The following is a 24,616-nucleotide window of genomic DNA, read 5'->3' as shown; positions in this document are numbered from 1 at the left end:
TGATGAACACTGTGTCGACACCGGATATCGGCAAACCCGGGTATAAGGACAGTCCTGGCAAGCTCGAAGGCACCGCAATGACCACTTCCCGGCATCTGGACGAACGGCAGGGTCTCCCCCCGGAATGGCTGTATTTGTTGAAGGACCATCCGCGCGATGGTTGGCAGGCGCATGGAAATCTCGGGCCGCTCACCCAATTCTGGCTCGAGCGCCACAACGGGTTCCGCCAGCTTGGCCGGTCACTGGACGACTTGCTTGCGGATTTTCGGGAGGACCGCGTGCGGGCCGAGCGTTTCGGCGGTCTGTTCGCACCGCGCCTGCAACAGTTTCTGTCAGAGCTGCATCACCACCACATGATCGAGGACGAGCACTATTTTCCCGTCTTCATGGCAGCGGAAAACCGGCTGGTTGCCGGGTTCGAACTGCTGGAAGGCGATCATGAACTGATCCATCACCGGATCGAAACGGTGATCGGCAGCGCCAACACCTTTCTGGACCGGTTGCGCCAGGGCGGGCGTGACGGGCTTCGCCGCGCGGCTGACGACTACGCCGCCGTCAGCGACACCCTGCTCAGTGGCCTGATGCGCCATCTGGACGACGAGGAAGATCTTATTGTTCCCCTTATCCTGGATCAGGGCGAACATGACCTGGGGCTGTCGTGAGGCTTTTGCGCCACACCGGGTGTCTTGCGGCCGTGATGCGGCCGCAAGACACTTGACTCTTTTCCTCCGGCCACGCATTTAAGCTGACATGAACAGGATGAGCGCCACCTTTGTGTATTTTTATTACGTCACCGACATACCGGCGGCTGCGTAGGATCTTGTTCACCCCATAGAAACCTCAAAAGCCGCCGCGTCAGGCGGCTTTTTGGTTTCCAACCCCAAGCTTCCTGGCGGGGATACCAGGAAGCAGACGATGACCAGACACATGATCGAGGCCGGGAAACCGGCATCCAGCCTCAAGTCCGAAGCACTCGCCGTGCTTCTGGAACGCGGGCTCGTGCACCAGTGCACCGATATCGAGGCCCTCGACAACACCCTCTCCAATGGCCCGATCACGGCTTACGCCGGGTTCGACGCGACGGCGGCAAGCCTTCATGTCGGGCACCTGATGCCGCTGATGACCATGCGCTGGCTGCAGAAACTCGGACACCGGCCGATAGTCGTGCTCGGCGGCGGCACCAGCCGGATCGGCGATCCGAGCTTCCGCAAGGACGCGCGGCCGATGCTGGAGGAGCGTCAGATCGCGGCCAATATCGCCACCATCCGGCGGTCCGTCGAGCGTCTTGTCGACATGGAAGGCGCTGACGGCGCGCGTCTGGTCGACAACGCCGAGTGGCTCGATGAATTCCGCTTCCTGGAATTCCTGCGCGACTACGGCTCCCAGTTCACGGTCAACCGCATGATGACCTTCGACAGCGTCAAGTCTCGGCTGGATGCGCAGATGCCGCTGACAGTGCTGGAATTCTGCTACATGATGCTCCAGGCCGTCGATTTCCTGGAACTCTCCAAGCGCCATGGCTGCGCGCTGCAGGTGGGCGGCTCCGATCAGTGGGGCAACATCGTCAACGGCGTCGAACTCGGCCGCCGGGACGGGCGCAAGCTGCACGGCCTCACCGTGCCGCTGCTGACCACGGCAAGCGGCGCCAAGATGGGCAAGACCGCAGCCGGAGCCGTGTGGCTGCATCCCGAACACCTGTCCCCCTTCGGCTTCTGGCAGTTCTGGCGCAACACCGCCGACGCCGATGTCGCGAAGTTCCTGCGCCTGTTCACCGAACTGCCGATGAGCGAGATCGACCGGTTGGGCGCGCTGGAAGGCGCGGAGCTGAACGAGGCCAAGAAGATCCTGGCAACCCAGGTGACCGCTATCGTCCACGGTCCGGAAGAAGCCCGCGCCGCGCTGCAGCAGGGCGACGCGCTGTTTGCCGGTGAGGGCGAGATTCTCGAGCCGACCCACACCCTGCCGCTGGCACAGCTTGCCGAGGGGCTGGGCCTCCTGGAGCTCGTCGTTGCCGTCGGCTTCGCCGCCTCCAACGGTGAGGCCCGCCGCCTGGTCGAAGGCGGCGGCGTGCGTCTCAACAACCGGATCGCCGACGACCCCCGCCGCCGCATCGCCATCGGCGATCTTGCAGCCAACGACAGGCTGTCGGTTGCCGTCGGCAAGAGGCGCAAGGCGCTGGTTGAGTTTGAATAAAGTAAACTCGAAGAGCCGGGAGATTTCCGGCTTTTCGAATGGCGGCGACGGTCACCCTTGCGCGGGTCACCTGTATTTTTTCATCAGGCAACTCAATTGCTTCTTTCCTGTCGGGAATTGATCTGAAAGATCTACGTCGTGATCTTCCAGTGGTTGTCGTCGTGGACGGAGGTCAGGAGATCGGCATCGCTGATTGAGAAATGCACCCGGGCAAAGTCGGTGTTGTCGTCAGCGACTGCCGGACCGAGACAATTCGAACGTATTCAGCCATGGTCCGAAAGCGCAGAGGCGTTTCGTTTGCCATTGCATAGATCGCGTTGGCGTGGAACACTTTTTCCAGAAGGCCGGTGTCTCAATGATGAAGCGTATCGAAATAGTGAACACGGCATCTTGCTACGCGTCGTCCTGCCGACATCCACCCCTTTGCTGAATCCGAGCTGACGGATCTCAGGCGGGAACACATTCCGGTTCGCTGAGCGATTGTCGAGTTGGTGCACAAGCTGAAACGCCGGCGCGGCTACCGAACGGAAGGGGAATCCGCAGATTAGGCTGACTTGATTTGCCGACTTGAGGGCACTTATGGGGAAGACATTCGTTCTTGTTCACGGCGTTTGGCACGGAGGCTGGTGCTGGTCGCGTGTTGCGGCCATCCTGCGCTCTCGTGGACATCGCGTATCGACCCCGACCCAGACTGGACTTGGTGAGCGGGCGCATCTCCTGACCGCTGACATCACTCTCCAGACTTTCGTTGAGGACGTTGTCCGGCATCTGGAATTTGAAGATCTGAAGGAGGTGATCCTGGTTGGCCACAGTTTTGGCGGCATTCCCATAACCGGGGTCGCCGATCAGGTGCCGGAACGGATCGCCTGGCTCGTCTATCTCGACGCCATCATGCTGGCAAGCGGCGAGACCTGGTTCAATCTTCTGCCGCCTGACATGGCCGCCGACCGCAAGGCGCTGGCGGAAACATCGAGCGGCGGTCTCAGCCTGCCGCCGGCGCCACCCGATAGCTTCGGGGTAACGAAGGCAGAGGATAGGGCGTTCCTGGAACCGCGCCTCACGCCGCATCCGTTCCGCACTTTCACTACGTCATTGGAGCTGAAAAACCCGATCGGAAACGGCCTGTCCACCCACTATATCCAGTGCACCGATCCGCCGTATCCACCTGCGAGGGTCGCTCTGGAACGGGCGATCGGCTTCGGATGGCCCGTCTCCCGGATCGCCACCGGACATGATGCAATGGTTACAGAACCCGAAGCGCTGTCCGATTTGCTGGAAGAGATTGTCTGATCAAGAATAGGGGCGGTCCCTTGTGAGGACCGCCCCGCGTCACTGCCCGTTCAAGATCGGGTAACGCAGGCAGTGATGCTTAAAAGAAGCCGAGCTTGTTTGGGTTGTAGCTGACCAGCATGTTCTTGGTCTGCTGATAGTGGTCCAGCATCATCTTGTGGTTCTCCCTGCCGATGCCCGACTGCTTGTAACCGCCGAAGGCGGCATGGGCAGGGTAGGCGTGGTAGTTGTTGACCCAGACGCGGCCTGCCTCGATGGCGCGGCCGAAGCGGTAGCAGGTATTGGCGTCGCGCGACCACACCCCGGCACCGAGGCCGTACATGCTGTCATTGGCGATCGCGAGCGCTTCCGCCTCGTCCTTGAAGGTGGTCACAGACACGACCGGGCCGAAGATTTCCTCCTGGAACACGCGCATCTTGTTGTGGCCCTTCAGGATGGTCGGCTGGATATAGAAGCCGCCCTCAAGGTCGCCGCCGAACCTGGCTTCGCCGCCGCCGCACAGAACCTCGGCGCCTTCCTCGACCCCGATGGTCAGATAGGACAGGATCTTGTCCTGCTGCTCCCGGCTGGCCTGGGCGCCGACCATGGTGTCGAGCGCGCGCGGGTCGCCCTGCTTGATCGCTTTCACGCGTGCGATTGCCCGCTCGATGAAGGCCTCGTAGATGTCCTCCTGGATGAGCGCGCGGCTGGGGCAGGTGCACACTTCGCCCTGATTGAAGGCGAACAGAACGAAGCCCTCGATGGCCTTGTCGAGGAATGCGTCGTCTTCGCGCATCACGTCGGAGAAAAAGATGTTCGGCGATTTGCCGCCGAGTTCCAGCGTCACCGGGATCAGGTTCTCGGTAGCGTATTGCATGATCATCTTGCCGGTCTGGGTGGAACCGGTGAAGGCAATCTTGGCAATGCGGGCGGATTTCGCCAGCGGTGCGCCGACCTCGGCGCCATAGCCGTTGACGATGTTGAGCACGCCGTCCGGCAGCAGGTCGCCGATCAGTTCGGCAAGCACCATGATCGCCGCCGGGGTTTGTTCCGCCGGCTTCAGCACGACGCAGTTGCCCGCCGCCAGCGCGGGTGCCAGCTTCCAGGCGGCCATCAGGATGGAGAAGTTCCACGGAATGATCTGGCCGACCACGCCGAGCGGCTCCTGGAAATGATAGGCGATCGTGTCGGCGTCGATCTCCGACATGGACCCTTCCTGACCGCGCAGGACACCGGCGAAATAGCGGAAGTGGTCGACTGAGAGCGGGATGTCCGCCGCCGTGGTCTCGCGGATCGGTTTGCCGTTGTCCCAGGTTTCCGCCTTGGCCAGAATATCCAGGTTTTCTTCCATGCGGTCGGCGATCCTCAACAGCACGTTGGCGCGTTCCGCTGCCGGGGTCGCGCCCCAGCCTGTTTTCGCCGCATGGGCGGCATCCAGCGCCAACTCCACGTCCGCCGCGTCGGATCGGGCGACGTTGCACACGGGTTGTCCGGAAATTGGCGTGATATTGGAAAAATAGCGGCCGTTCACCGGCGCGACAAACCTGCCGCCGATGAAATTGTCATAGCGGGCATTGAAAGGCGACACGTTGTCGGCCGCGATCTTGGGCATCTGGTTCATGAACTTCCTCCTCTTGAACCCCGGTCCTCCACCGGGAATGAGGCGACTTTGCCTGGGAGGCGTCGTTCATGACAGACCGGGCGGGGAGGTAATGCGGGAAAGGTGTCTCAGTTCCGAGACAGGTCGGCCTGATTTCAGTCGATGCCGAGGCGATTCATGCGCCGGTAGAGGGTGGCCCGTCCGATGCCGAGGCCTCTGGCGGCCTCGGACACATTGCCTCTGGCACGGGCCAGCGCGCGCACCACGGCCGCCCTTTCGGCCTTTTCAAGTCCGCTCGGGCCGTCCTCCCGGCCGAGCAGGTCGGAGGCGGGCACGGGGGCGACCGGCCCGCTGGCGCCAAGTCCGAAGGCCTTGCGGGCAGCTCTGGTGGCCCCCAGCACGATGTCGTCCTGATCGACGGCCAGCAGCACCGCTGCCGTTTCGGAAGTTTCCTGATCGGCAACGATGACACGGCTCCGCGGGAAGGCCGCCCGGAAAGTGTCTGTTTCGATCTGCCGGGCGGTCTGCGCCACCATGGCGGCGATAAGCCGGTTGAACGCTTCGGTCTGGTCGGAGCGCGCGGAGGACACGTCCAGCGCGCCCGCCAGGCTGCCGTCGGCTCCGTAGATGGGCGCATCCATGCAGCTCATGCCGACGTTGCGGGCCAGAAAATGCTCGCCCTGGTGCACGATCACGTTGCGCTCCTCGGCAAGACAGGTGCCGATGCCGTTGGTGCCGACGGCAGCCTCGCTCCAGGTTGTACCCTGGTAGAGGCCCCAGTCGCGGAATGTGGTCCTGTCCGCCTCCGTGCAGCGCTGGTCGAGCACAACGCCGTCCGCGTCGGTCAGCAGCACCGTACAGCCGGACTGCCCCACCAGCCCGAACAATTGATCGAGTTTCGGCGTTGCGATCCGGACAAAGTCGCCGGCCATCGTTCGCCGCTGGTCAAGCACGCTGTCCTCCATGCGGTCGGGAGTGTCATGGGCCGCCGGATCGAGCCCGTACTTGTCGACGGAACGCCGCCATGACGCGGCAATCCGCGACAACGCTGGCGCCGACCCCGATTGCACGGTCTTCAGAACTGTTTCCACATGATCTTTCATGGCCGTGACCGGGCCTTGGGCCGGCTGCCGCACCAGATGGCAGCCTGCCTTCGATCCGTTCCTCCCGAGAACGCCTGACAGGCCCGGAAGGATGTCGGCAACGGCAGCAGAATGCAAGCGATGCGCGCCCGGCGTATTGCCCACAAGAAAAACCCCGCCTCCTTTTCTGGGAGACGGGGCTGAAGTTTGTTTCGCGGGGAATGCGAATGTCGCTTCTTGGAGACGCCTGCTTATGCCTGCAGACGGGATCTGATCTCCTTGCGGAGTTCGTCGATGGGCGCGGCCTTGGCCCCGTCCCTTATGTGCCAGAAGGTCCAGCCGTTGCAGGCTTCCTGCCCCTGGACCAGCGCACCGACCTTGTGGATCGAGCCGGTGTGGTCGCCTGACTTGAGCGATCCGTCCGCGCGCACGATGGCCAGATGCTTGCCCTTGGAACAGGACAGTTCGGTGCCCGCTTTCAACAGCCCGCTTTCCAGAAGGGTGCCGAACGGGATGCGTTTCAGGGCGCGTTTGCCCTGATGCATCTCCAGGGCCTGCGCATCGCCGGGCTCGATCGCTTCGATGCGCGCGGTTGCGGCATCGATATAGTCCTGCTCGCGCTCCACGCCGACAAAGTTGCGGCCCAGTCTCTTGGCGACAGCGCCGGTGGTGCCGGTGCCGAAGAACGGGTCAAGGACCACGTCGCCGGGCTTGGAGGAGGCCGTCAGCACCCGGTAGAGCAGAGACTCCGGCTTCTGGGTCGGATGTACCTTCTGGCCCTGCTTGTCCTTCAGGCGTTCCGTCCCCGTGCACAGCGGCAGGTGCCAGTCGGAGCGCATCTGAAGGTCTTCGTTGAAGGTCTTCAGCGCATCGTAGTTGAAGGTCGGCTTGGCATCCTTCGACTTCGTCGCCCAGATCATGGTTTCATGCGCATTGGTGAAGCGCTTGCCACGAAAGTTCGGCATCGGATTGGACTTCAGCCAGACGATGTCGTTCATGATCCAGAAGCCGAGATCCTGCAGGATCGCGCCGACGCGGAAGATGTTGTGATAGGAGCCGATCACATACAGCGAGCCGTCGGGTTTCATCACCCGGCGGATTGCCAGCAACCACGCCTTGGTGAAGGCGTCATAGGCCTGAAAGCTCTCGAACTGGTCCCAGTGGTCGTCGCAGGCGTCAACCTTCGACTGGTCCGGCCGGTGCAGGTCGCCGCCCAACTGAAGGTTGTAGGGCGGGTCCGCGAACACCAGGTCGACAGACCGGGACGGCAGTTTCTCAAGGGCGGCCACGCAGTCGCCCTTCAGGATCGTGTTCAGCCAGGAAGCGGAAGCTTCCGGATTTTGGGTTTTACGGGGTGCCGCGAAGGACACCCCGGTACGCAGTACACTCATTGCGACGCAATACCTCACGCAATTTAGAGTGTCATGGTTACCGGGTTTGGTAAATCAGGCGTTAAGCGCTGAAAACAAAAATTACCGTTGAATCAATGCTTTGTTTACATTGGTAAAAGCTGAATGAGAAGTTAATGAGGTGTCCCGACCGAAAAGGCCAGAATTCTGCTGATTTCATTCAGGGAACGACCGGAAGTTGCGTTCCATTCGTTAAAGGCTGCCTGAATCGCCCTGAGGTTTTTTTTCGACATAGCGGCATTCTCAATGACATTTTCAACGATCAGCGCATTAACCAAGTCGCTCGAGAGCACGAAACTCTCCTTTCCCATGAAACGCAGGGAGATTTGTCCGGCAAGTCCGCCGAGGCGGCTGCCGCGCTTCTTCAGGAGGTCCATCAGACCGATCTGGTCCGTGACCGGATACCGGGCGAAAAACCGCGCGGCGCTGCCATGCCCGGCCGCAAGGTCCTTCAGGAAAATGGCGTTCTGCTGAACCGACCTGATCTTGGCGCCATTGCGGACGATGCGGGTGTCTTTCAGGAGTGCCTCGAAGGCTTCGTCGGGAAGGAAGGCAAGGCGGGCGACGTCAAACCCTTCGAAGGCTTCCTCGAATCCGGGCCATTTCCGGTCGATCACCTTCCAGCTGAAACCGGCCCGGAACACGCATCTTGTGAACATCGACAGCCATCGGTCGTCGCCGATCCGTTCCAGTTCGGCCGCGGACTTGGGCGGATCGTGTTCGGCCAGCAGCGCGCTGAGCCGATCCGCTCCTCCCTTGCGCGCCGCGGAAACGGCCTCGATCTCTTCAAAAGGTCGCATGACTACGGGTCTTTTCCGGCACGGCCTGTGAACCCTGTTGCAAGGGACCGTATCTCAAGGCGTCCTGTTTTCATCAAGATAGATCTGCTTGTATTTCTCCAGCAGGTTCTCGACCATCTGCATGTAACCCGGCTCCGCCAGAATGTCGTCGATCTGGTCCAGATACCCGGAAAAAGGCGATTTCTTCGAAACGGAAATGTACAGCGGACCCTGCACGACCGGCCTGGGCAACACCGTGATCCTGTCTTCAAAATGATGCAGGTCGCGCTGCAGCAGGCCGATCTGCTTGCCGGTCACGAAGAAGTCCGCGCGGCCGGCCTCCAGGAAACGGAAGGCCTGGAGACGGTTTTCCATCCTGTACAGCATGGTGTTGGCCTCCAGAAAGACATCATTGCCCTGGCCGATGCTGACGCCGTCGAGCATGATGGCCCGCTTGCCGGACAGGTCCCGAAGGGTGGTGAACGCGAATTCCTCGCCCTTGCGCACGAAGATCGAGATCTCGTTGATGCCCATGGGCCGCCCGGCGAACGTCGAATAGCCTTTGCGGGTGTCGTTCACGAAGGCGCAGATATTGACGTCGATCCTGCCGCTTTCGACATATTTCTGGCAGCGATTCCAGGGGCCGGCATAGTCGAGAGACACCTCCAGCCCCAGCCGGGCGAACACCGTGCTGGTGATTTCCGCGCAGACCCCGACAATCTTGTCGCCGCTGCGCCAGTTCCAGGGAGGATAATCGTCATGGCCGCAGGCGGTCACGACGTCGCTGGCAAGAGCGTTTCCGGCGAACAGACATGCCATGACCCATCCTGCGATGATCCGGCGCACGCTTGCATCTCCTGATACTTACTTAGAATTGCAGCCTATGGGCAAATACACGGTTCGGCAAGCAGGCGCCGGCGAGGGGGCGACCGGCCAGTTGCCTCCCTTGAGCGGCCTCTAACGGGATCGGGGCGGGCCGGACCTCTCGAACCGCCTCAGGGCCAGCGACAGCGTGACGGTCATCATCAGATAGATCAGTGCGACGACATTATAGGTCTCGAAATAGCGGAACGAGCCGGCTGCATAGATCTTTCCGAGCTGGGTGATGTCGGCCACACCGAGAACGGAAACCAGGGAGCTGTCCTTGATCAGCGCGATGAAATCATTGCCGAGCGGGGGCAGGATGGTTTTCAGAGCCTGCGGGAAAACGATCAGCCGGAACCGCAGCCATCGGTTCATGCCGAGCGCCTCGGCGGCCTCGATCTGACCCCTGTCGACAGCCTGGATGCCGGCCCGGAACACTTCGGCGATGAAGGCCGAATAGCCGATTGTCAATGCGAGCACCGCGCGCCAGAGCAGGGGGAAGTCCCGGCTGCGCACCGGGTCCAGCCCCATGGGTTCCAGGACGGCGTTGACACCTGCCACCAGCAACAGGGTTGCGACGAAGGCAATGTAGAGCAGCAGCACGATGATCGGCAGGCCGCGCACGATCTCGACATAGAACCGGGCGGTCTGACGCAGGACAAGGGATCCGGAAAGCGACGCAAGCGCAAGGGCAAGCCCCAGCAGCGAAGCCAGCAAAAACGCCACGAGTGTCACCAGGACCGTCAGCCCGACACCGCGGGACACGGTCGCCATGACCTGGCTGTAGATGTCGTCGGTCGCGATCCGGAAAAGCAGAAACACCGCTATTCCAACCGCAAGCAGCAGCCAGTACGGAAAGTCCGGTCGCGGTGTGCCTGACGGATTTTTGCGTGAGATCATGAGCTGACTTGAGGTTCGCGGGGAAGGGACTTCGGCGGCGGCAATGAAAATGGCCGGTCTCCGGACGAGGGCCCGGATACCGGCCATGACTATGGAAACCCGCCACCCGAAGGCGGCGGCAGGGATCTATTTGCCGATCTTGTAGTCGAAGAACCATGTCTGGTTGAGCGCGTCGAGCGTGCCGTCTGCCCGCATCGAAGCGATTGCGGCATTGAACGGGTCGATGAGATCGGAGCCTTTCGGGAAGATGAAACCGAAATCCTCGGAGCCCATCGGCGCGCCGATCAGCTTGAACGTGTCCGGATTGGTGGCGACATAGCCCTTGCCGCCGGTGCTGTCGGTCAGAACCAGATCGAACGTCCCCGACCTTCAGAGCCTGCACGGCCGCCCCGAAGGTTTCGAACAGCTTGATCCGTGGATTGGCCTCGTCGCCATCCAGCACTTCATAGACGGTGACATAGAACGGTGTCGTGCCCGGCTGCGCCGCTGCGAGGAAATCCGGGTCGGCGGCAAAACCCTTGGCGTCGGTGAAGCGGTCTTCCTCGGCGCGCACCAGCATGAACATTTCAGAGCGCATGTAAGGGGCGGAGAATGCGACCTTTTCGGCGCGGTCTGCGCGGATGGTAATGCCGTTCATGGCCAGGTCGTATTCACCGGCGGACACCGCCGGGATCATGGCGTCCCAGCTGGTGTTCTGATAGGTCACCTTTGCGTTCAGGCGCGCGGCGATTTCGGCGATCGCGTCATATTCCCAGCCGATCGCCTTGCCTGTGTTCGGATCGACGAACTGCAGCGGCGGATAGGTGTTTTCGGAGGCCACGACAATCTCGCGGCCGCCGAGATCCGGAAGGTCGCCGGCAAGGACACCGGCGCCCGCGCCTGTCAGGGCGGCGACGGCGATCGCAAGGGTCAGGATCGGATTTTTCATGAAATAACTCCCGGTCGAATTTCCGCTAGGTTCGTGGCCGGAGCTTACCGGTTCACCGGACGTTGGGAAAGGTCGACGAGGCAACAGATGAATTGCGGCTGAAGATTTTTTCTAGTGACGCAAAAAATTTCACAAACCTGTCTGACATCTATTGACCCGGCGGAGACTTGGCGGGACTGTGAGCCCACAACAATAAGGAGAGGCTGAATGTCCGGAACCCCCAATGTTTTTCAGCAGCCCGCGCGCCGTGTCCGGCTTGCCCCGTCGCATCCGCTTGAAGTGTTCAGCGATGCCGGGCAGGCGGTCGATCGTCTGGTCGAGATCTTCGAAGCCAATACCGCGTTCCTGCGTGCCCGGTTTCAGGATCTGCTCGACGGCAAGCCGATCGAGGGACGGGTCCGCGCGTTTTATCCGCAGGTCCGGATCATCACCGACAGTCACATACGCCTCGACAGCCGGTTGTCCTACGGCTTTGTCTCAAGGCCGGGCACCCATGCCACCACGGTGACGCGCCCGGACCTGTTTCGCCACTATCTGCTCGCACAGCTGTCTCTCCTGATGAAGAACCATGACGTGCCGCTGCTGATCGGCGACAGCGACATGCCGATCCCGCTGCATTTCGCGTTTTACGACGGCACCCACGTGGAAGGCGGGGCGGCCGCCGCCAAACTGGATCGGCCGCTGGCGGACATGTTCGATCTGCCCGATCTGACCGTGATGGACGATTCCATCGCCAACGGCACCCATGAGCCGCTTGACGGCGTCATGCCGCTGGCCTCCTTCACCGCGCCGCGGATCGACTATTCCTTGCACAGGCTGCAGCACTACACCGCGACCCGGGCCGAGCATTTCCAGAATTACGTGCTTTTCACGAACTACCAGTTTTACATCGATGAATTCTGCCGCATGTCCCATCAGTTGCTCGCCGATCCGCAAAGCGGCTACGAGGCGTTCGTGTCGCCGGGCAATCTCGTCATAGAGGCCGGGCAGAGCGAACCCGGCAGCGGCGAGGAACCGGCCAAATTGCCGCAGATGCCGGCCTACCACCTGAAACGGGCGGACGGCAGCGGCATCACCATGGTCAATATCGGCGTCGGTCCCTCCAACGCCAAGACCATCACCGACCACATTGCTGTCCTGCGCCCGCATGTCTGGCTGATGCTCGGTCACTGCGCCGGCCTCAGGAACAGCCAGACGCTCGGCGACTATGTGCTCGCCCACGGCTATGTGCGCGAGGACAGCGTGCTCGACAAGGATTTGCCGATCTGGGTGCCGATTCCGCCGCTGGCCGAGGTTCAGGTCGCGCTGGAAGATGCCGTTGCCGAGATCACCGGCATTGACGGGTATGAACTGAAGCGGGTCATGCGCACGGGCACCGTGGTGTCTCTCGACAACCGCAACTGGGAACTCTGGAACCAGCCGGAGCTGGTCAAGCGCTTTTCCCAATCCCGCGCGATCGCGCTGGACATGGAGTCGGCCACAATCGCAGCCAACGGGTTCCGCTTCCGTGTGCCTTACGGAACGCTCCTGTGCGTGTCGGACAAGCCGCTGCACGGCGAACTGAAGCTTCCGGGCATGGCCACGGATTTCTACACGCGCCAGGTCGCCCAGCATCTGGAAATCGGCATCAGGGCGATGGAGAAGATGCGCGCGATGACAGCGGAACGGCTGCATTCACGCAAGCTCAGGAGCTTTGCGGAAACCGCGTTTCAGTGACCCCGGTGCGAAGTGCATCCTGAAGTCAGCGGAAGCTGTGCAGCTGAATAAAAAAAGCCGCCGGTGCTGTTTCTTGCACCGGCGGCTGAACAGGGTGATGGGGCCTGAAGTAACCTTATTCCGCTTCGTCGGCCGGGACGGCGTTCAAAAGGCCGTAGCGCTCGACGCCGATCTTTTCCAGAAGCTCGAGCTGCGTTTCCAGGAAGTCGATATGACCTTCCTCGTCCGTCAGCAGCTCCTCGAACAGGTGCATGGAGACATAGTCGCCTTCCTCGCGACAGACTTCGCGGGACTTGGCATAAGCCGTGCGGGCGTCATATTCGCCGGCAAGATCGCATTCCAGCACTTCCTTGATGTTCTGGCCGATCCGAAGCGGTGCCAGCTTCTGCATGTTCGGATGACCTTCGAGGAAGATGATGCGGTCGGTAATCTTGTCCGCGTGCTGCATTTCCTCGATCGACTCTTCACGCTCCTTCTTGGCCAGGCGCGCGTAGCCCCAGTCGTTCAGGAGACGGTAATGCAGCCAGTACTGGTTGATTGCGCCGAGCTCCAGAAAAAGGGCCTCGTTCAGACAATCGATAACCTTTTGATTTCCCTTCATGGCAGTTCTCCTGAAAGCCGCTAATTTAGAATTATTCTAAAAGACACATTAGGATCATTCCGATGCTCTTGTCCAGTCATGGCGTGCAAAAATTTTCAAAAAAATAGCCTGGCCGGCGCGTTTTCCAGCGGGATTGGCAATGCCGCAACGCCTTCAGAAAAAAGAGTTTTTGCGAGCAAGTCGCAATAGGCGGCGCGGCCTCGAAAGGCCGCGCCGCTTGCCGTCACATGTCACGGCTGAAACGGGTTCGAAGAGAACCTCAGGACTTCGGAAGGATGACCGCGTCAATCACATGGATCACACCGTTGGATGCGTCCACATCCGCTGATATCACCGTGGCGCCATCGACCTTGACGCCATTGGTCGCGTCGATGGAGACCTCACTGCCCTGAACGGTGGCGACCGAGGCTTTCTTGCCGGCGATATCGGCGGCCATCACCTTGCCAGGGATCACGTGATAGGTGAGCACGGCCACCAGTTGGTCCTTGTTTTCCGGTTTCAGCAGGTTCTCGACCGTGCCTTCCGGAAGATTGGCGAAGGCCTCGTCCGTCGGCGCGAACACGGTGAAGGGGCCGTCGCCTTTCAGGGTCTCGACGAGACCGGCGGCCTGAACGGCGGCAACCAGCGTGTTGAACGAGCCGGCTTCGACTGCCGTGTCAACAATGTCCCTGTCGGCGGCCCTTGCGGCGGACAGAGGTAGAATGACAAGCAACGCCATGACGATGTTCTGAATCAGTTTCATTTCATACTCCCACTCGGTTCACGCAGACACAAAGAAGTCGTTCCCGGAAACGCATTCTCCGGGGTATCTCAGGGCTTCAGTTCAAATGTCTGTCGTGATTGAGGTACGGCGGACCGCACGGTGTGGATGAGGAAAAACTCTTTTCCGATTTTTAACAGCAATCGGGTTTGGCGCCGGATCGTTTGCCGCGACCGGACGTAAAATGAAAATGGGTGTTGATAGCCGCTGCAGAACGCGCCTGCCGGTCGTTCAAGCAGCCCAACGCTGTTCGCGCGCCGGAACAAGCCACCGGTGGCGGCGATTGCAAAGTATTCCGCCACATTGCGGAAGGAGACCGTGCATCAGGCTCACGAACCCTGATCGGCGGCCAGTGCCATCGCGAGAACCTTGCGCATCACAGTCGGGAGAGCTTCGTCGCGAAGCTCTGTCCGCGCGGACCACCAGCCGCCCTCGGGCGGCCTGGCAAGTGTCAGGTCGGCCCGGTAGACGGCCAGGCGAAGATGAAAATGGGTGAACGTGTGTTTCACCTCACCCGGCCGGCGCGTCCAGTCGGCGGGGAAGGGGGCCAGATCAAGAGCCGCTTCGCCTGCAAAGTCCGCGGCCCATTCCGTTCCGGGAACTTCCGTCATGCCGCCGAGCAGGCCCTCGGGCGGGCGCCGGCGCAGCAAGACCGCCCCAGACTTTTCATCGATGGCGACGAAGGCAGCCCCGAAGCGGGTCGGCTTTTTCTTTTTCGGCGCCTTGCGGGGCAGGGTCTCGGCGAGGTTCGTAGGCTGGGCCGCGCAGTTTTCCCGCCAGGGGCACAGCCCGCAGGCAGGCCGCCTGGGCGTGCAGATGGTGGCGCCGAGATCCATGACGGCCTGGGCAAAATCTCCGGGCCGTGCGTGCGGTGTGAGTTCGCCCATCCGGGCCCTGATTTCGGGCTTGGCCTCGGGAAGGGGTGTTTCGATCAGGAACATGCGCGAAACAACCCGCTCGACATTGCCGTCGACCACGGCCGCATGCCGGTCGAACGCGATGGTCGCGATCGCCGCTGCGGTGTAGGGGCCGATGCCGGGCAGACCCATCAGCGCGTCTTCCGTCTCGGGAAAGCGTCCGTCATGTTCCCTGGCGACCGTTTCGGCACATTTTTTCAGATTGCGCGCCCGCGAGTAGTAGCCGAGACCGGCCCAGGCCTTCATCACGTCTTCTTCGTCGGCCATGGCAAGATCTTCCACGGCGGGCCACAGGCGGATGAACTTTTCGAAATAGTCCTTCACTGCCGCGACGGTCGTCTGCTGCAGCATGACCTCGGACAGCCAGATCCGGTAGGGATCGGGAACTTCGCCGAGGTTCCGGTCTTGCGGGCTGACGCGCCATGGCAGGCGCCGGGCATGCCTGTCGTACCAGTCGAGCAGCGATCGGGAGTGCGAAACAGTCGTCATGAGATCAGCGGTGCAGGTCTTGTGAATTCAAGCAGCGAAGCGTTGGATAGGCTGGGGACAACTTGGGAAGCACCGCGTTCCGCCGAGCTTCATGAAAGTATTCGTCGTCATTCTGTCGTATTCTATTGGGACACATCAGGCCATTCCGGAATCTGGCCGGCCGTTCGGGCCGTGCGGATTGAAGGGGGAGGTAGGACATAAGCGCTGCAAAGGCAAATTCCGTGCGCCCGCAGATGGGGGCAAAACGACTTTCCGATCTCGTCGGCAAGGCGATGACGCCTGCCTGCCGGAAGCGTGGATTTGCCTCGGTCGACATCATCGCCGCCTGGGCCGACATTGTCGGGGAGCGCTATGGCGCCCGGGTTCAGCCCGATCGCCTGATCTGGCCGCGCCGGCCTGACCGCACCGATCCCGAGACGCCTCCGGAACCGGCGATCCTTGTCGTCCATACCGATGGCGCGACCGCGCTGCTGCTGTCCCACGAAACTGCGCAGGTGATCGAACGCATCAACACCTTCTACGGCTGGCAGGCCGTCGGCCGCATCAAGATCCTGCAAAAGCCGGTAAAAGTGAAACCCGCCGCCCCGAAACGGCAACTGCGGGAGCTGACCACGAGCGAACAGGACCGGCTTGACCAGAATCTCGAGGGTGTTCAGAACGAGCGCCTGCGCGATGCCCTGAAAAAGCTGGGAACTCAGGTGATCGCCCGTAACGGCGACAAGGCCGCCTGAGCAGCCTGCCTGACATCGGCGGCCGCCTGAAGTCCCGATCAACAACACCGCCGGGCGATAACAACCCCGATTAATAACAACACTGTGATACGCCGAATTGCATCGTCCTCGCTCCCGCCACATTTGATAAGCTCTGTTGACGCCATGTGTCGGAAAGGGCACATGAGATCCCGGTATTCGCGCCTGGCAGTGCAAACTGGGCAAGGTACAGCGCTTAAAATGTGACAGGACGAATTTGTGACCCAGACCCGTAGACAGTTTCTAAAGACCACCGCCCTGGCGACCGCCGCACTCAGCCTCACAATGCCCCTGGCGGCATTTGCCCAGTCCGTTGATCTGGACGAGCTTCTGAAGCCGGGTCCTCTTGGCGACAAGATCCTTGGTGACGAAAACGCCCCGGTGGCCATTGTCGAATACGCTTCCATGACGTGCGGGCATTGCGCCAATTTTCACAAGCGCACCTGGCCGGAACTGAAAGAGCAGTTTATCGACACCGGCAAGGTCCGATTTATCTTCCGCGAGTTTCCGCTGGATCCGGTCGCTGCCGCGGCCTTCATGCTGGCGCGCTGCGCACCGGCCGACAAGTATTTCGAGATTGTGGATACCATGTTCGAAAACCAGCGGACCTGGGCATTCGGCGACAATCCGTACCAATCCCTGCTCGACTTTTCCAAGCAGATCGGATTTACACAAGAGACCTTTGAGGAATGCTTGACAAACCAGGGGATGCTGGACGCAGTAAATGCTGTCAAGGACCGTGGTGCGAACGAGTTCGGGGTGAGCTCGACACCGACATTCTTCATCAATGGCGAAAAGCACTCGGGGGCGCTTTCGATTGAAGAGATGGGCAAGATCATCGAGGAGAACCTGTGAAGCCGCGGATTATCCGCGGCTCCTGAAGGGTTGCCCTGATCTTTCCCTGAAAAACTCGGTGTCCGAACCCCGGCAGCCCTGGAGGGCCGGGCACCGATGAAGTTCTCCAAACTCCGTATCGTCGGCTTCAAGTCCTTCGTCGAACCGATGGAATTCATCATCGGCGACGGCCTGACCGGGGTGGTCGGGCCGAACGGGTGCGGCAAGTCCAATCTCGTCGAGGCCCTGCGCTGGGTCATGGGCGAGAATTCCTACAAGAACATGCGCGCCTCCGGCATGGACGACGTGATTTTCTCGGGCAGTCTCAACCGCCCCTCGCGCAACACCGCGGAAGTCACGCTCTTTCTGGAAAACCAGGACCGCACCGCCCCGTCCGTCTTCAATGACGCCGATCTTCTGGAAGTCAGCCGACGGATCGAGCGTGAGCAGGGCTCCAACTACAAGATCAATGCCCGGGATGCGCGCGCGCGCAACGTCCAGCTTCTGTTTGCCGATGCCTCGACCGGCGCCCGCTCGCCCGCCATGGTGCGTCAGGGCCAGATCGGCGAGCTGATTGCGGCCAAACCGACCTCCCGGCGTCAGATTCTGGAAGAGGCGGCGGGGATCTCCGGCCTGCACTCGCGCCGCCACGAGGCCGAGATCCGCCTGCGTGCGGCCGAGCAGAACCTGGAACGGCTCGAGGACGTGCTGGTTCAGATCGACAGCCAGCTCGACAATCTGAAGCGCCAGACGCGGCAGGCGACCAGATACCGGAACCTGTCCTCCGAAATACGCGCGGCGGAAGCATCTATTCTCTATATCCGCTGGACGGAAGCCCGCGACGCGCTCGGGGCGGCGGAGACGCATTTCGCGGATGCCCAGAAGCAGGTCAACGAGGCGACCGCCTTGCAGGCCGAGAGCGCCCGTATTCAGGCGATCGCCGCGCACAAGCTGCCCGAACTCAGGGACGAGGCGGCCCGGGCCGGAGCCGCTCTCCAGCGTCTGGTGATCGCGCGCAACGAACTGGACGCCGAGGAGCGGCGTGTGAAGGAGCGGTTGCAGGACCTGGAGCGGCGGCTGGCGCAACTGGCCGAGGACATTCGCCGCGAACAGTCGATGGTCTCGGAAAACGACGAGGTGCTGGAGCGCCTTTCGGAAGAGCGCGCCGAGCTTCTGGAAGAAAACGAGATGGTGCAGGAACGCACCGGCAGCGCGCGGGAAAAGGTCGCCGAGGCGGAAGAAGCGGTGCGTGACCTCGAATCCGGCCTGTCCGAACTGACCGCAGCCGAAGCGCGCGCCGCCGCAGAGCGGCGTCAGTGGGAAAAAGCGGTTCAGGACAGCCGCCAGCGGGCCGACCGGCTTGTTGCCCAGGCGCAGGAGGCCCGGCAGGCCCTGGCCGATCTCGACGAGCGGATGGCGGAACACGACGGTGTCGCCGACAAGCGCGAGGCACTGGAGCTTGCCGGCGAGGCGCTTGCTGAAGCCGAGGCGGCCGTTGAGGACGCGGAAACGGCAACGCGCGAAGCGCGCGAACGGGAGCAGGCCGCGCGCGGTCCGGTGAGCGCGGCGCAGCAGACCCTGCAGGGATATGAGACCGAGGCGCGCACCCTGGACCAGGTCCTGAATGCCAACGCGGACCGGGATCACACGCCCGTGGTCGAAAAGATGCGGGTCGATCAGGGCTTCGAGACCGCGCTCGGCGCCGCGCTGGGCGAGGACCTGGATGCATCGCTGGAAGAGGCCGCCGCGGTGAAATGGGGAGCCGCGCTGGCGCATGACCCCGATCCGGCCCTGCCGGACGGTGTGCGCAGCCTTGCCGATGTGGTCGAGGCCCCCGCCGAGCTTGGCCGGCGGCTGCGGCAGATCGGCATTGTCGATCAGGCGGCCGGTCCGGCTCTGCGCGCGGCGCTGAAGCCCGGCCAGCGTCTGGTGTCGCGCGAGGGAGACCTCTGGCGCTGGGACGGCTTCGTGGTCGCGGCCAATGCGCCGACGCCGGCGGCCCAGAGACTGTCCCAGAAAAACCGGCTGGCCGAACTCGGCGACGAAATCGATGTTGCCCGGCGCCTGCTGCAGGAGCTTCAGGAGGCGCTGGAAACGGCAGCCGGCGAGGTTCGCCAGGCGGAAGAACAGGAACAGACTGCTCGGGGCAAGGTGCGTGACGGCCAGCGCCAGGCAGCCGCGGCGCGCGAGGCGCTTGCCGCCGCCGAACGGGCGGTCTCCCAACTGGCCACCCGCAAGGAAGCGGCGCAGGAGCGTGCGCAGCGCCTCAGCGAGGAAACGGAACTGGCCCGCGAGCAGCTTGCCGAAGCCGAAGCCAGCCTGGAAGACGCGCCGGACGCCTCAAGCTATCGCGCCCGGATCGAGGACCTCCAGGTCCGGGTGGACACGGCCCGTGGTGTCCTTGCCGAAGCACGCGCCGTGTCGGAGGGACTGACGCGCGAACAGCAGATGCGCGACCGGCGCCTGGAGGCGATTGCCCGCGAATATGACGGCTGGAAGACCCGGGCCGCCAATGCCTCGCAGCAGATCGAGGTGCTCAGGGAGCGCCGCGAGGAGGCCGAGGAAGAACGCGCGGAACTGATCGAGGCACCCGAAGACATCGAGATCAAGCGCCGCGACCTGTTCTCCGCCATCGCCAGGGCGGAGGAAGAGAAAAAGGCAAAGGACGACCGCCTGCAGCAGGCTGAATTCGACCTTGCCGATGTCGACCGGGCGGCCAAGGCGGCACTGGAGGCCATGTCCGGCGCGCGCGAGGAAAAAATTCGGGCGGAAGAGCGCCTGGAAGCGGCGCGCGACCGCAAGGGCAATCTGGAACGGCGCATCGACGAGGATCTGGAAGTCGCGGTCACGGCCCTGCCGGAGATCGCCGGCCTCAGGGAAGGCGCGCCGCTGCCCGATCCGGAGGCGATGGAACGCAAGCTGGAGCGGCTCAAGGCCGAGCGCGAGCGCCTCGGCGGCGTCAACCTGAGAGCGGAGGAGGAACTGCGCGAAATCGACGAGCAGAAATCGACGCTCACCTCCGAGCGTGACGATCTGATCGAGGCGATTCGGCGTCTGCGCACCGGCATCTCCAACCTCAACCGGGAAGCGCGGGAACGCCTGCTGGCTTCATTCGAGGTCGTCAACGGCCATTTCCAGCGGCTGTTCACACATTTGTTCGGCGGCGGCACGGCGGAACTGCAATTGGTCGATTCCGATGATCCGCTCGACGCCGGTCTGGAAATCATCGCCCGCCCGCCGGGCAAGAAGCCGCAGACCATGACGCTGCTTTCTGGCGGCGAACAGGCGCTTACCGCCATGTCGCTGATTTTCGCGGTATTCCTGACGAATCCGGCGCCGATATGCGTTCTCGACGAGGTCGATGCACCGCTCGACGACGCAAATGTGGAACGCTACTGCGATCTGCTGGATGAAATGACCTCGAGCACGGAAACCCGCTTCGTGGTGATCACGCACAATCCGATCACCATGGCGCGCATGAACCGCCTGTTCGGGGTGACGATGGCGGAACGCGGCGTTTCCCAGCTTGTTTCGGTGGATCTGGAAACGGCGGAGCGATTCCGGGAAACCGCCTAGCCCGGCAGTCCGGGAACACATCCGGCGCGGCACGGCCGCAAAAACCTTATGCAACTTAGGTCTCGCAGAATCAGTTTGGACTGAAAAAGATGTTTATTTTCAATCAGATATAACTTGTTTTAGGCTCCTTGACACGACATGAGGCGCCGACTATGGTGCGCGCGGCTCAAGGGGCTCCCCTGTTGTTGGATCTGACATGTCGGCGCGGCAAGAGGACTAGTGAATATGTCTTCGCAAAACGGCGATAAGGAAGATCGGACAGTCGGAACCCCGGAAGCAGGTCTGTCGGAACGGCGGGCTCAATTGAACCGGAAGCTTGACGACCGGCGGGTGGTGGAAGAAAAAGCCGCACGGAAGTCGACAAGCAGCTCATCCGGATATGCGCAGGCAATGAAGCTCTCTTCGGAGTTTATTGCGGGCGTTCTGGTGGGGGCCGGGATCGGTTGGGTTGCCGACCAGTGGTTGGGAACATCACCCTTCGGGCTGATTGTCTTCCTGTTGCTGGGCTTCGTGGCCGGTATCTTGAATGTCTTGCGTTCGGCGGGTGTCGTCGAGCATCCTGACCCGAGAAACCAGCCCGATACTGACGTTCAGAACGACAGGCCGGACTAGAATTTGTCGCGCCCTTGGGCGTTGTGATCATGAACGAGCGAAGAAGGCTGGCCGGTGGCGAACGATCCGATCCATCAGTTCCAAATCCAGAATATCTTTCCGATTGAAGTCGGGGGAATGGATTTCTCTTTCACCAATTCTTCGCTGTTCATGGTTTTGACCGTGGCAGCAACGTCCGCGTTTCTGATCTTCTCGACCAGCGGTCGCGGGCTTGTCCCGTCCCGTCTGCAGTCGGTGTCGGAAATGGCGTATGAATTCGTCGCAGGCACATTGCGAAGCGCAGCGGGAACGGACGGGATGCGTTTCTTCCCGCTGGTGTTCTCGCTCTTCATGTTCGTGCTTGTGGCCAACCTCTTCGGGATGTTCCCGTATTTCTTCACCATCACCAGCCACATCATCGTGACCTTCGCGCTCGCGATGCTGGTGATCCTCACCGTGATCGTCTACGGCTTCATGCGCAACGGCATGAGTTTTCTCAAGCTGTTCGTTCCCAGCGGCGTCCCTGCCTTCCTGATCCCGCTGGTGACCCTGATCGAGGTGATCTCGTTCCTGTCGCGTCCGATCAGTCTGTCCGTTCGTCTGTTCGCGAACATGCTGGCCGGTCACATCACGCTGAAGGTCTTCTCCGGGTTCATCGTCAGCCTCAGCGCCATGGGCGCGGTTGGCGTGTTCGGAGCCATTATTCCCCTTGGGATGACAGTTGCCCTCACGGCGCTGGAATTCCTGGTTGCGTTCCTGCAGGCCTATGTCTTCACGGTCCTGACCTGCATGTATCTGAACGACGCCATTCATCCCACACACTAAGGGTTACCCAATCACACGGCCTTCGCGCCGCGCGTGAGAAATCTGCAAACACCATCTAGGAGCACGTGTCATGGAAGCAGAAGCAGCAAAATACATCGGTGCCGGTATCGCATGCCTGGGCATGGGCGGCGCCGGTATTGGCCTCGGCAACATCTTCGGTAGCTATCTCGCCGGCGCCCTGCGCAACCCGTCCGCTGCTGATGGCCAGTTCGGCCGCCTGATCTTCGGCTTCGCCGTTACAGAAGCTCTGGGCATCTTCTCCCTGCTGGTCGCCCTGATCCTCCTGTTCGCTTGATCGCTCATTCGCAGCGACTTTCGATGCGACTCCGGTGGCGGCGCCCCGATACAGCCAGCGTTCCATGTGAGCGCCGGCTGTTAGAAGTGCCGCCCAGCCGGATTTAGGAGACAGGAAATGGCAAGCCCAACGCATTCGACCACCGAAGGCATGCACGAAGTCATCGAAGTGCCGGCTGCTGAGCATGGCGCTGGCTTCCCGCCGTTCGATGCGACCACCTTTGCGTCCCAGCTCTTGTGGCTGGCCATCACCTTTGCCGTGTTTTACTGGATCATGAAGAACGTGGCCATGCCGCGGATCGCAGGGATCCTGGAAGACCGCAAGGATCGCATCGCCGGGGATCTTTCCGAGGCCAGCCGCCTCAAGGAAGAAACCGACGCGGCGATTGCCGCTTACGAGCAGGCGCTGGCCGAGGCCCGCAACAAGGCGCATGGCATAGCCCATGACACGCGGTCCAAGCTCAAGGCGGATCACGAGACCCGCCGCGAAAAGGCCGAAGCCAAGCTGGGCGAGAAGCTCAAGGCGGCGGAAGCTCATATCGCCGGTATCAAGACCGAGGCCCTTTCCCAGATCGAGGAAATTGCCGGAGACACCACGTCAGCTCTCGTCGAGCAGCTGATCGGGAAGGCTCCGACAAAGACCGATCTGACCAAGGCGCTGAAGTCGGCGATGAACTGAGGAGACCATCATGGACGCAACATTCTGGGCCACGGTCGGTCTCGTTCTCTTCTTCGTGCTGATCATTTACGTCAAGGTTCCGGGCAAGATCGGAGCTTCTCTGGACGACCGCGCCGATACCATCCGCAAGGAGCTGGAGGAAGCACGCAAGATGCGTGAAGAAGCCCAGTCTCTGCTGTCGGAATATCAGCGCAAGCGCCACGAAGCCGAAGGTGAGGCGGAAGCCATCATCGCCGAAGCCAACTCGGAAGCCGAGCGCCTGACGGTGGAAACCAATCAGGCCCTTGAAGAGATGATCGCCCGCCGGACGAAGGCTGCCGAGGACAAGATCGCCCAGGCCGAAAGCCAGGCGATTGCCGAGGTTCGCGCCAAGGCGGCCGACATTGCCGTCGCCGCGGCCGAGGTGATCCTGACCGCCAAGGTCAAGGACAAGGTCGCCGACGACATTCTGGCCAAGAGCATTTCGCAGGTGAAGGAACGGTTGAACTGACGTTCAGCTTTCCTGGCAATGAACAAACTGAAAAGCGGCCTCACGGGGCCGCTTTTTGTTTGTGCCGGTATCGGTCGTGTCAGGCAGCCGTTTCGCAAGTCATGCCAGAGAGTGCTGGTGACGACCCATCTGACGGCACGTTTCCGTCTGCCGGCAAAGTGCGCCGAGGTGCGCGGTCTGGTTGACCGGGCGAGCGGACTTTCTGCCGGCCGGCAGGATCTTTTGCTTTTGAGCTACGCCGCAGAAACGGGGCCGTGCTCTTCACGTGGCTTGATCGTCCAGTCCCGGCAGATCGCCGCTTCGCCCCGGATGGCGGGCCTCTGAAACTCAGCAAGTCACCGGTGTCATCGGCCTTTGCCCTTGTGATGGTCAGGGGCACGGCGGCGTGCTCTTGTCACCGGTGCGCTTCTGCCGCAACCCGGACCGGCCTGAAGCTCATCCGGTGGTGCGGGGAAGGCCCAAGTCTGGCCAGGGCTGCCTGATGCAGCGGAACCCCGTAACCCTTGTGACGGGCAAAGCCGTAGCCCGGACAATGCTCTTCCAGCCGCACCATCATCCGGTCCCGGGTGACCTTGGCGACAATCGAGGCGGCGGCGACACACAGGCAGCGGCCGTCGCCTTTTACCAGAGCCTGACCCGGTGATTTCAATCCTGCCGGAACATCCCGCCCGTCGATCAGCACATAAGCTGGAACGGCAGCCAGGAGCGTGACCGCCCGAACCATCGCCGAAAGGGTTGCCGCGCGAATGTTCAGCCGGTCGATCGTGGAAGGTGACGCGCTGGCAACCGACACATGCGCACTGGTAACGATTTCCTCGAACAGCGCCTCGCGCCGGGCTTCGGTCAGCTTCTTGGAATCGTTCAGCCCCTGCGGAACCCGGTCATAGTCCAGCATGACGGCCGCGGTGACCACAGGTCCCGCCCAGGGGCCGCGTCCGGCTTCGTCCACACCGCAGAGAAATCCGTCGAACGCGGCGGCCTGCCGGCGTTCAATGTCAAGGTCCGGCTGATCGGGGAACGGCAGTTCGAAAAGGGTCGGAGTGTGTGGCATACCGTCAAACCTGCAGACAC

24 protein-coding genes and 1 pseudogene are annotated in these 24,616 nt (G+C 61.8%); 14 read left to right on the top strand and 11 right to left on the bottom strand.

The features are described from left to right. The first annotated feature begins 77 nt into the window (after nt 1–77). From AC0VX3_RS22600 to AC0VX3_RS22585, 4 genes are all read left to right on the top strand, one after another. Nucleotides 78–662, top strand: a complete 585-nt coding sequence (locus AC0VX3_RS22600) for a hemerythrin domain-containing protein (protein WP_475522402.1) — start codon at nt 78–80, stop codon at nt 660–662. A 253-nt stretch (nt 663–915) separates the two neighbouring features. After that, nucleotides 916–2,193, top strand: coding sequence for a tyrosine--tRNA ligase (gene tyrS / locus AC0VX3_RS22595; protein WP_475522401.1), 1,278 nt, complete (start codon nt 916–918; stop codon nt 2,191–2,193). A gap of 38 nt (nt 2,194–2,231) precedes the next feature. Beyond that, complete coding sequence (locus tag AC0VX3_RS22590; RefSeq protein ID WP_475522400.1) at nt 2,232–2,390, top strand: hypothetical protein; 159 nt, start codon at nt 2,232–2,234, stop codon at nt 2,388–2,390. Between the two features lie 382 nt (nt 2,391–2,772). Then, on the top strand, nt 2,773–3,483 hold the full coding sequence (locus tag AC0VX3_RS22585) for an alpha/beta fold hydrolase (RefSeq protein ID WP_475522399.1): 711 nt from the start codon (nt 2,773–2,775) through the stop codon (nt 3,481–3,483). 79 nt (nt 3,484–3,562) lie between these two features. Here the strand turns inward: AC0VX3_RS22585 and adh are convergent, their stop codons facing one another. From adh to AC0VX3_RS22550, 7 genes and pseudogenes are all read right to left on the bottom strand, one after another. Then, the gene (gene adh / locus AC0VX3_RS22580; RefSeq protein ID WP_475522398.1) at nt 3,563–5,083 is read right to left on the bottom strand and encodes an aldehyde dehydrogenase; all 1,521 of its coding nucleotides are present in this window, start codon (nt 5,081–5,083) and stop codon (nt 3,563–3,565) included. Between the two features lie 134 nt (nt 5,084–5,217). Next, the gene (locus AC0VX3_RS22575) at nt 5,218–6,165 is read right to left on the bottom strand and encodes a GAF domain-containing protein (RefSeq protein ID WP_475522397.1); all 948 of its coding nucleotides are present in this window, start codon (nt 6,163–6,165) and stop codon (nt 5,218–5,220) included. A gap of 230 nt (nt 6,166–6,395) precedes the next feature. Beyond that, nucleotides 6,396–7,535 (bottom strand): site-specific DNA-methyltransferase, encoded by a 1,140-nt coding sequence (locus tag AC0VX3_RS22570; RefSeq protein ID WP_342890972.1) that lies wholly within the window; start codon nt 7,533–7,535, stop codon nt 6,396–6,398. A 131-nt stretch (nt 7,536–7,666) separates the two neighbouring features. Continuing rightward, the gene (locus AC0VX3_RS22565) at nt 7,667–8,353 is read right to left on the bottom strand and encodes a DNA-3-methyladenine glycosylase I (RefSeq protein ID WP_475522396.1); all 687 of its coding nucleotides are present in this window, start codon (nt 8,351–8,353) and stop codon (nt 7,667–7,669) included. A 54-nt stretch (nt 8,354–8,407) separates the two neighbouring features. Then, nucleotides 8,408–9,178: a substrate-binding periplasmic protein gene (locus tag AC0VX3_RS22560; protein WP_475522395.1), complete on the bottom strand. Its 771-nt coding sequence runs from the start codon at nt 9,176–9,178 to the stop codon at nt 8,408–8,410. 111 nt (nt 9,179–9,289) lie between these two features. Continuing rightward, complete coding sequence (locus AC0VX3_RS22555) at nt 9,290–10,096, bottom strand: amino acid ABC transporter permease (RefSeq protein WP_475522394.1); 807 nt, start codon at nt 10,094–10,096, stop codon at nt 9,290–9,292. Nucleotides 10,097–10,222: 126 nt separating this feature from the next. After that, nucleotides 10,223–11,024: pseudogene (locus AC0VX3_RS22550) on the bottom strand (transporter substrate-binding domain-containing protein). 207 nt (nt 11,025–11,231) lie between these two features. On the opposite strand from AC0VX3_RS22550, the gene AC0VX3_RS22545 reads away from it, so the two are divergent. Further along, on the top strand, nt 11,232–12,740 hold the full coding sequence (locus AC0VX3_RS22545; protein WP_475522393.1) for an AMP nucleosidase: 1,509 nt from the start codon (nt 11,232–11,234) through the stop codon (nt 12,738–12,740). Nucleotides 12,741–12,855: 115 nt separating this feature from the next. Here the strand turns inward: AC0VX3_RS22545 and bfr are convergent, their stop codons facing one another. The 3 genes from bfr to mutY form a co-directional block, all read right to left on the bottom strand. Next, nucleotides 12,856–13,341: a bacterioferritin gene (gene bfr, locus AC0VX3_RS22540; RefSeq protein ID WP_342890966.1), complete on the bottom strand. Its 486-nt coding sequence runs from the start codon at nt 13,339–13,341 to the stop codon at nt 12,856–12,858. A 259-nt stretch (nt 13,342–13,600) separates the two neighbouring features. Further along, nucleotides 13,601–14,083: a fasciclin domain-containing protein gene (locus AC0VX3_RS22535; protein ID WP_475522392.1), complete on the bottom strand. Its 483-nt coding sequence runs from the start codon at nt 14,081–14,083 to the stop codon at nt 13,601–13,603. A gap of 347 nt (nt 14,084–14,430) precedes the next feature. Then, nucleotides 14,431–15,507: an A/G-specific adenine glycosylase gene (mutY, locus tag AC0VX3_RS22530; protein ID WP_475522391.1), complete on the bottom strand. Its 1,077-nt coding sequence runs from the start codon at nt 15,505–15,507 to the stop codon at nt 14,431–14,433. A 233-nt stretch (nt 15,508–15,740) separates the two neighbouring features. Here mutY and AC0VX3_RS22525 point away from each other — a divergent pair, with 233 nt between their 5' ends. From AC0VX3_RS22525 to AC0VX3_RS22485, 9 genes are all read left to right on the top strand, one after another. Then, a complete protein-coding gene (locus tag AC0VX3_RS22525; protein WP_475522390.1) occupies nt 15,741–16,238 on the top strand; it encodes a DUF721 domain-containing protein in 498 nt (165 codons plus the stop codon). A 237-nt stretch (nt 16,239–16,475) separates the two neighbouring features. Beyond that, complete coding sequence (locus AC0VX3_RS22520) at nt 16,476–17,111, top strand: thioredoxin domain-containing protein (protein WP_475522389.1); 636 nt, start codon at nt 16,476–16,478, stop codon at nt 17,109–17,111. A 96-nt stretch (nt 17,112–17,207) separates the two neighbouring features. Then, on the top strand, nt 17,208–20,666 hold the full coding sequence (gene smc, locus AC0VX3_RS22515) for a chromosome segregation protein SMC (protein WP_475522388.1): 3,459 nt from the start codon (nt 17,208–17,210) through the stop codon (nt 20,664–20,666). 225 nt (nt 20,667–20,891) lie between these two features. Continuing rightward, nucleotides 20,892–21,278, top strand: a complete 387-nt coding sequence (locus AC0VX3_RS22510; RefSeq protein WP_475522387.1) for an AtpZ/AtpI family protein — start codon at nt 20,892–20,894, stop codon at nt 21,276–21,278. 54 nt (nt 21,279–21,332) lie between these two features. Further along, nucleotides 21,333–22,082, top strand: coding sequence for a F0F1 ATP synthase subunit A (locus tag AC0VX3_RS22505; protein WP_348144997.1), 750 nt, complete (start codon nt 21,333–21,335; stop codon nt 22,080–22,082). Between the two features lie 70 nt (nt 22,083–22,152). Then, on the top strand, nt 22,153–22,377 hold the full coding sequence (locus tag AC0VX3_RS22500; protein WP_068407233.1) for a F0F1 ATP synthase subunit C: 225 nt from the start codon (nt 22,153–22,155) through the stop codon (nt 22,375–22,377). A 117-nt stretch (nt 22,378–22,494) separates the two neighbouring features. Beyond that, complete coding sequence (locus AC0VX3_RS22495) at nt 22,495–23,055, top strand: F0F1 ATP synthase subunit B (RefSeq protein ID WP_342890958.1); 561 nt, start codon at nt 22,495–22,497, stop codon at nt 23,053–23,055. 10 nt (nt 23,056–23,065) lie between these two features. After that, nucleotides 23,066–23,545: a F0F1 ATP synthase subunit B gene (locus AC0VX3_RS22490; protein WP_342890957.1), complete on the top strand. Its 480-nt coding sequence runs from the start codon at nt 23,066–23,068 to the stop codon at nt 23,543–23,545. Nucleotides 23,546–23,563: 18 nt separating this feature from the next. Further along, a complete protein-coding gene (locus tag AC0VX3_RS22485; protein ID WP_475522386.1) occupies nt 23,564–23,869 on the top strand; it encodes a hypothetical protein in 306 nt (101 codons plus the stop codon). A gap of 70 nt (nt 23,870–23,939) precedes the next feature. Here the strand turns inward: AC0VX3_RS22485 and AC0VX3_RS22480 are convergent, their stop codons facing one another. Beyond that, a complete protein-coding gene (locus AC0VX3_RS22480; protein WP_475522385.1) occupies nt 23,940–24,596 on the bottom strand; it encodes a ribonuclease HII in 657 nt (218 codons plus the stop codon). Nucleotides 24,597–24,616: the final 20 nt, after the last annotated feature.

The sequence above is a fragment of the Roseibium sp. QJM3NY_11 genome (assembly GCF_056173175.1).
This window is presented reverse-complemented; position numbering and strand designations above follow the sequence as displayed.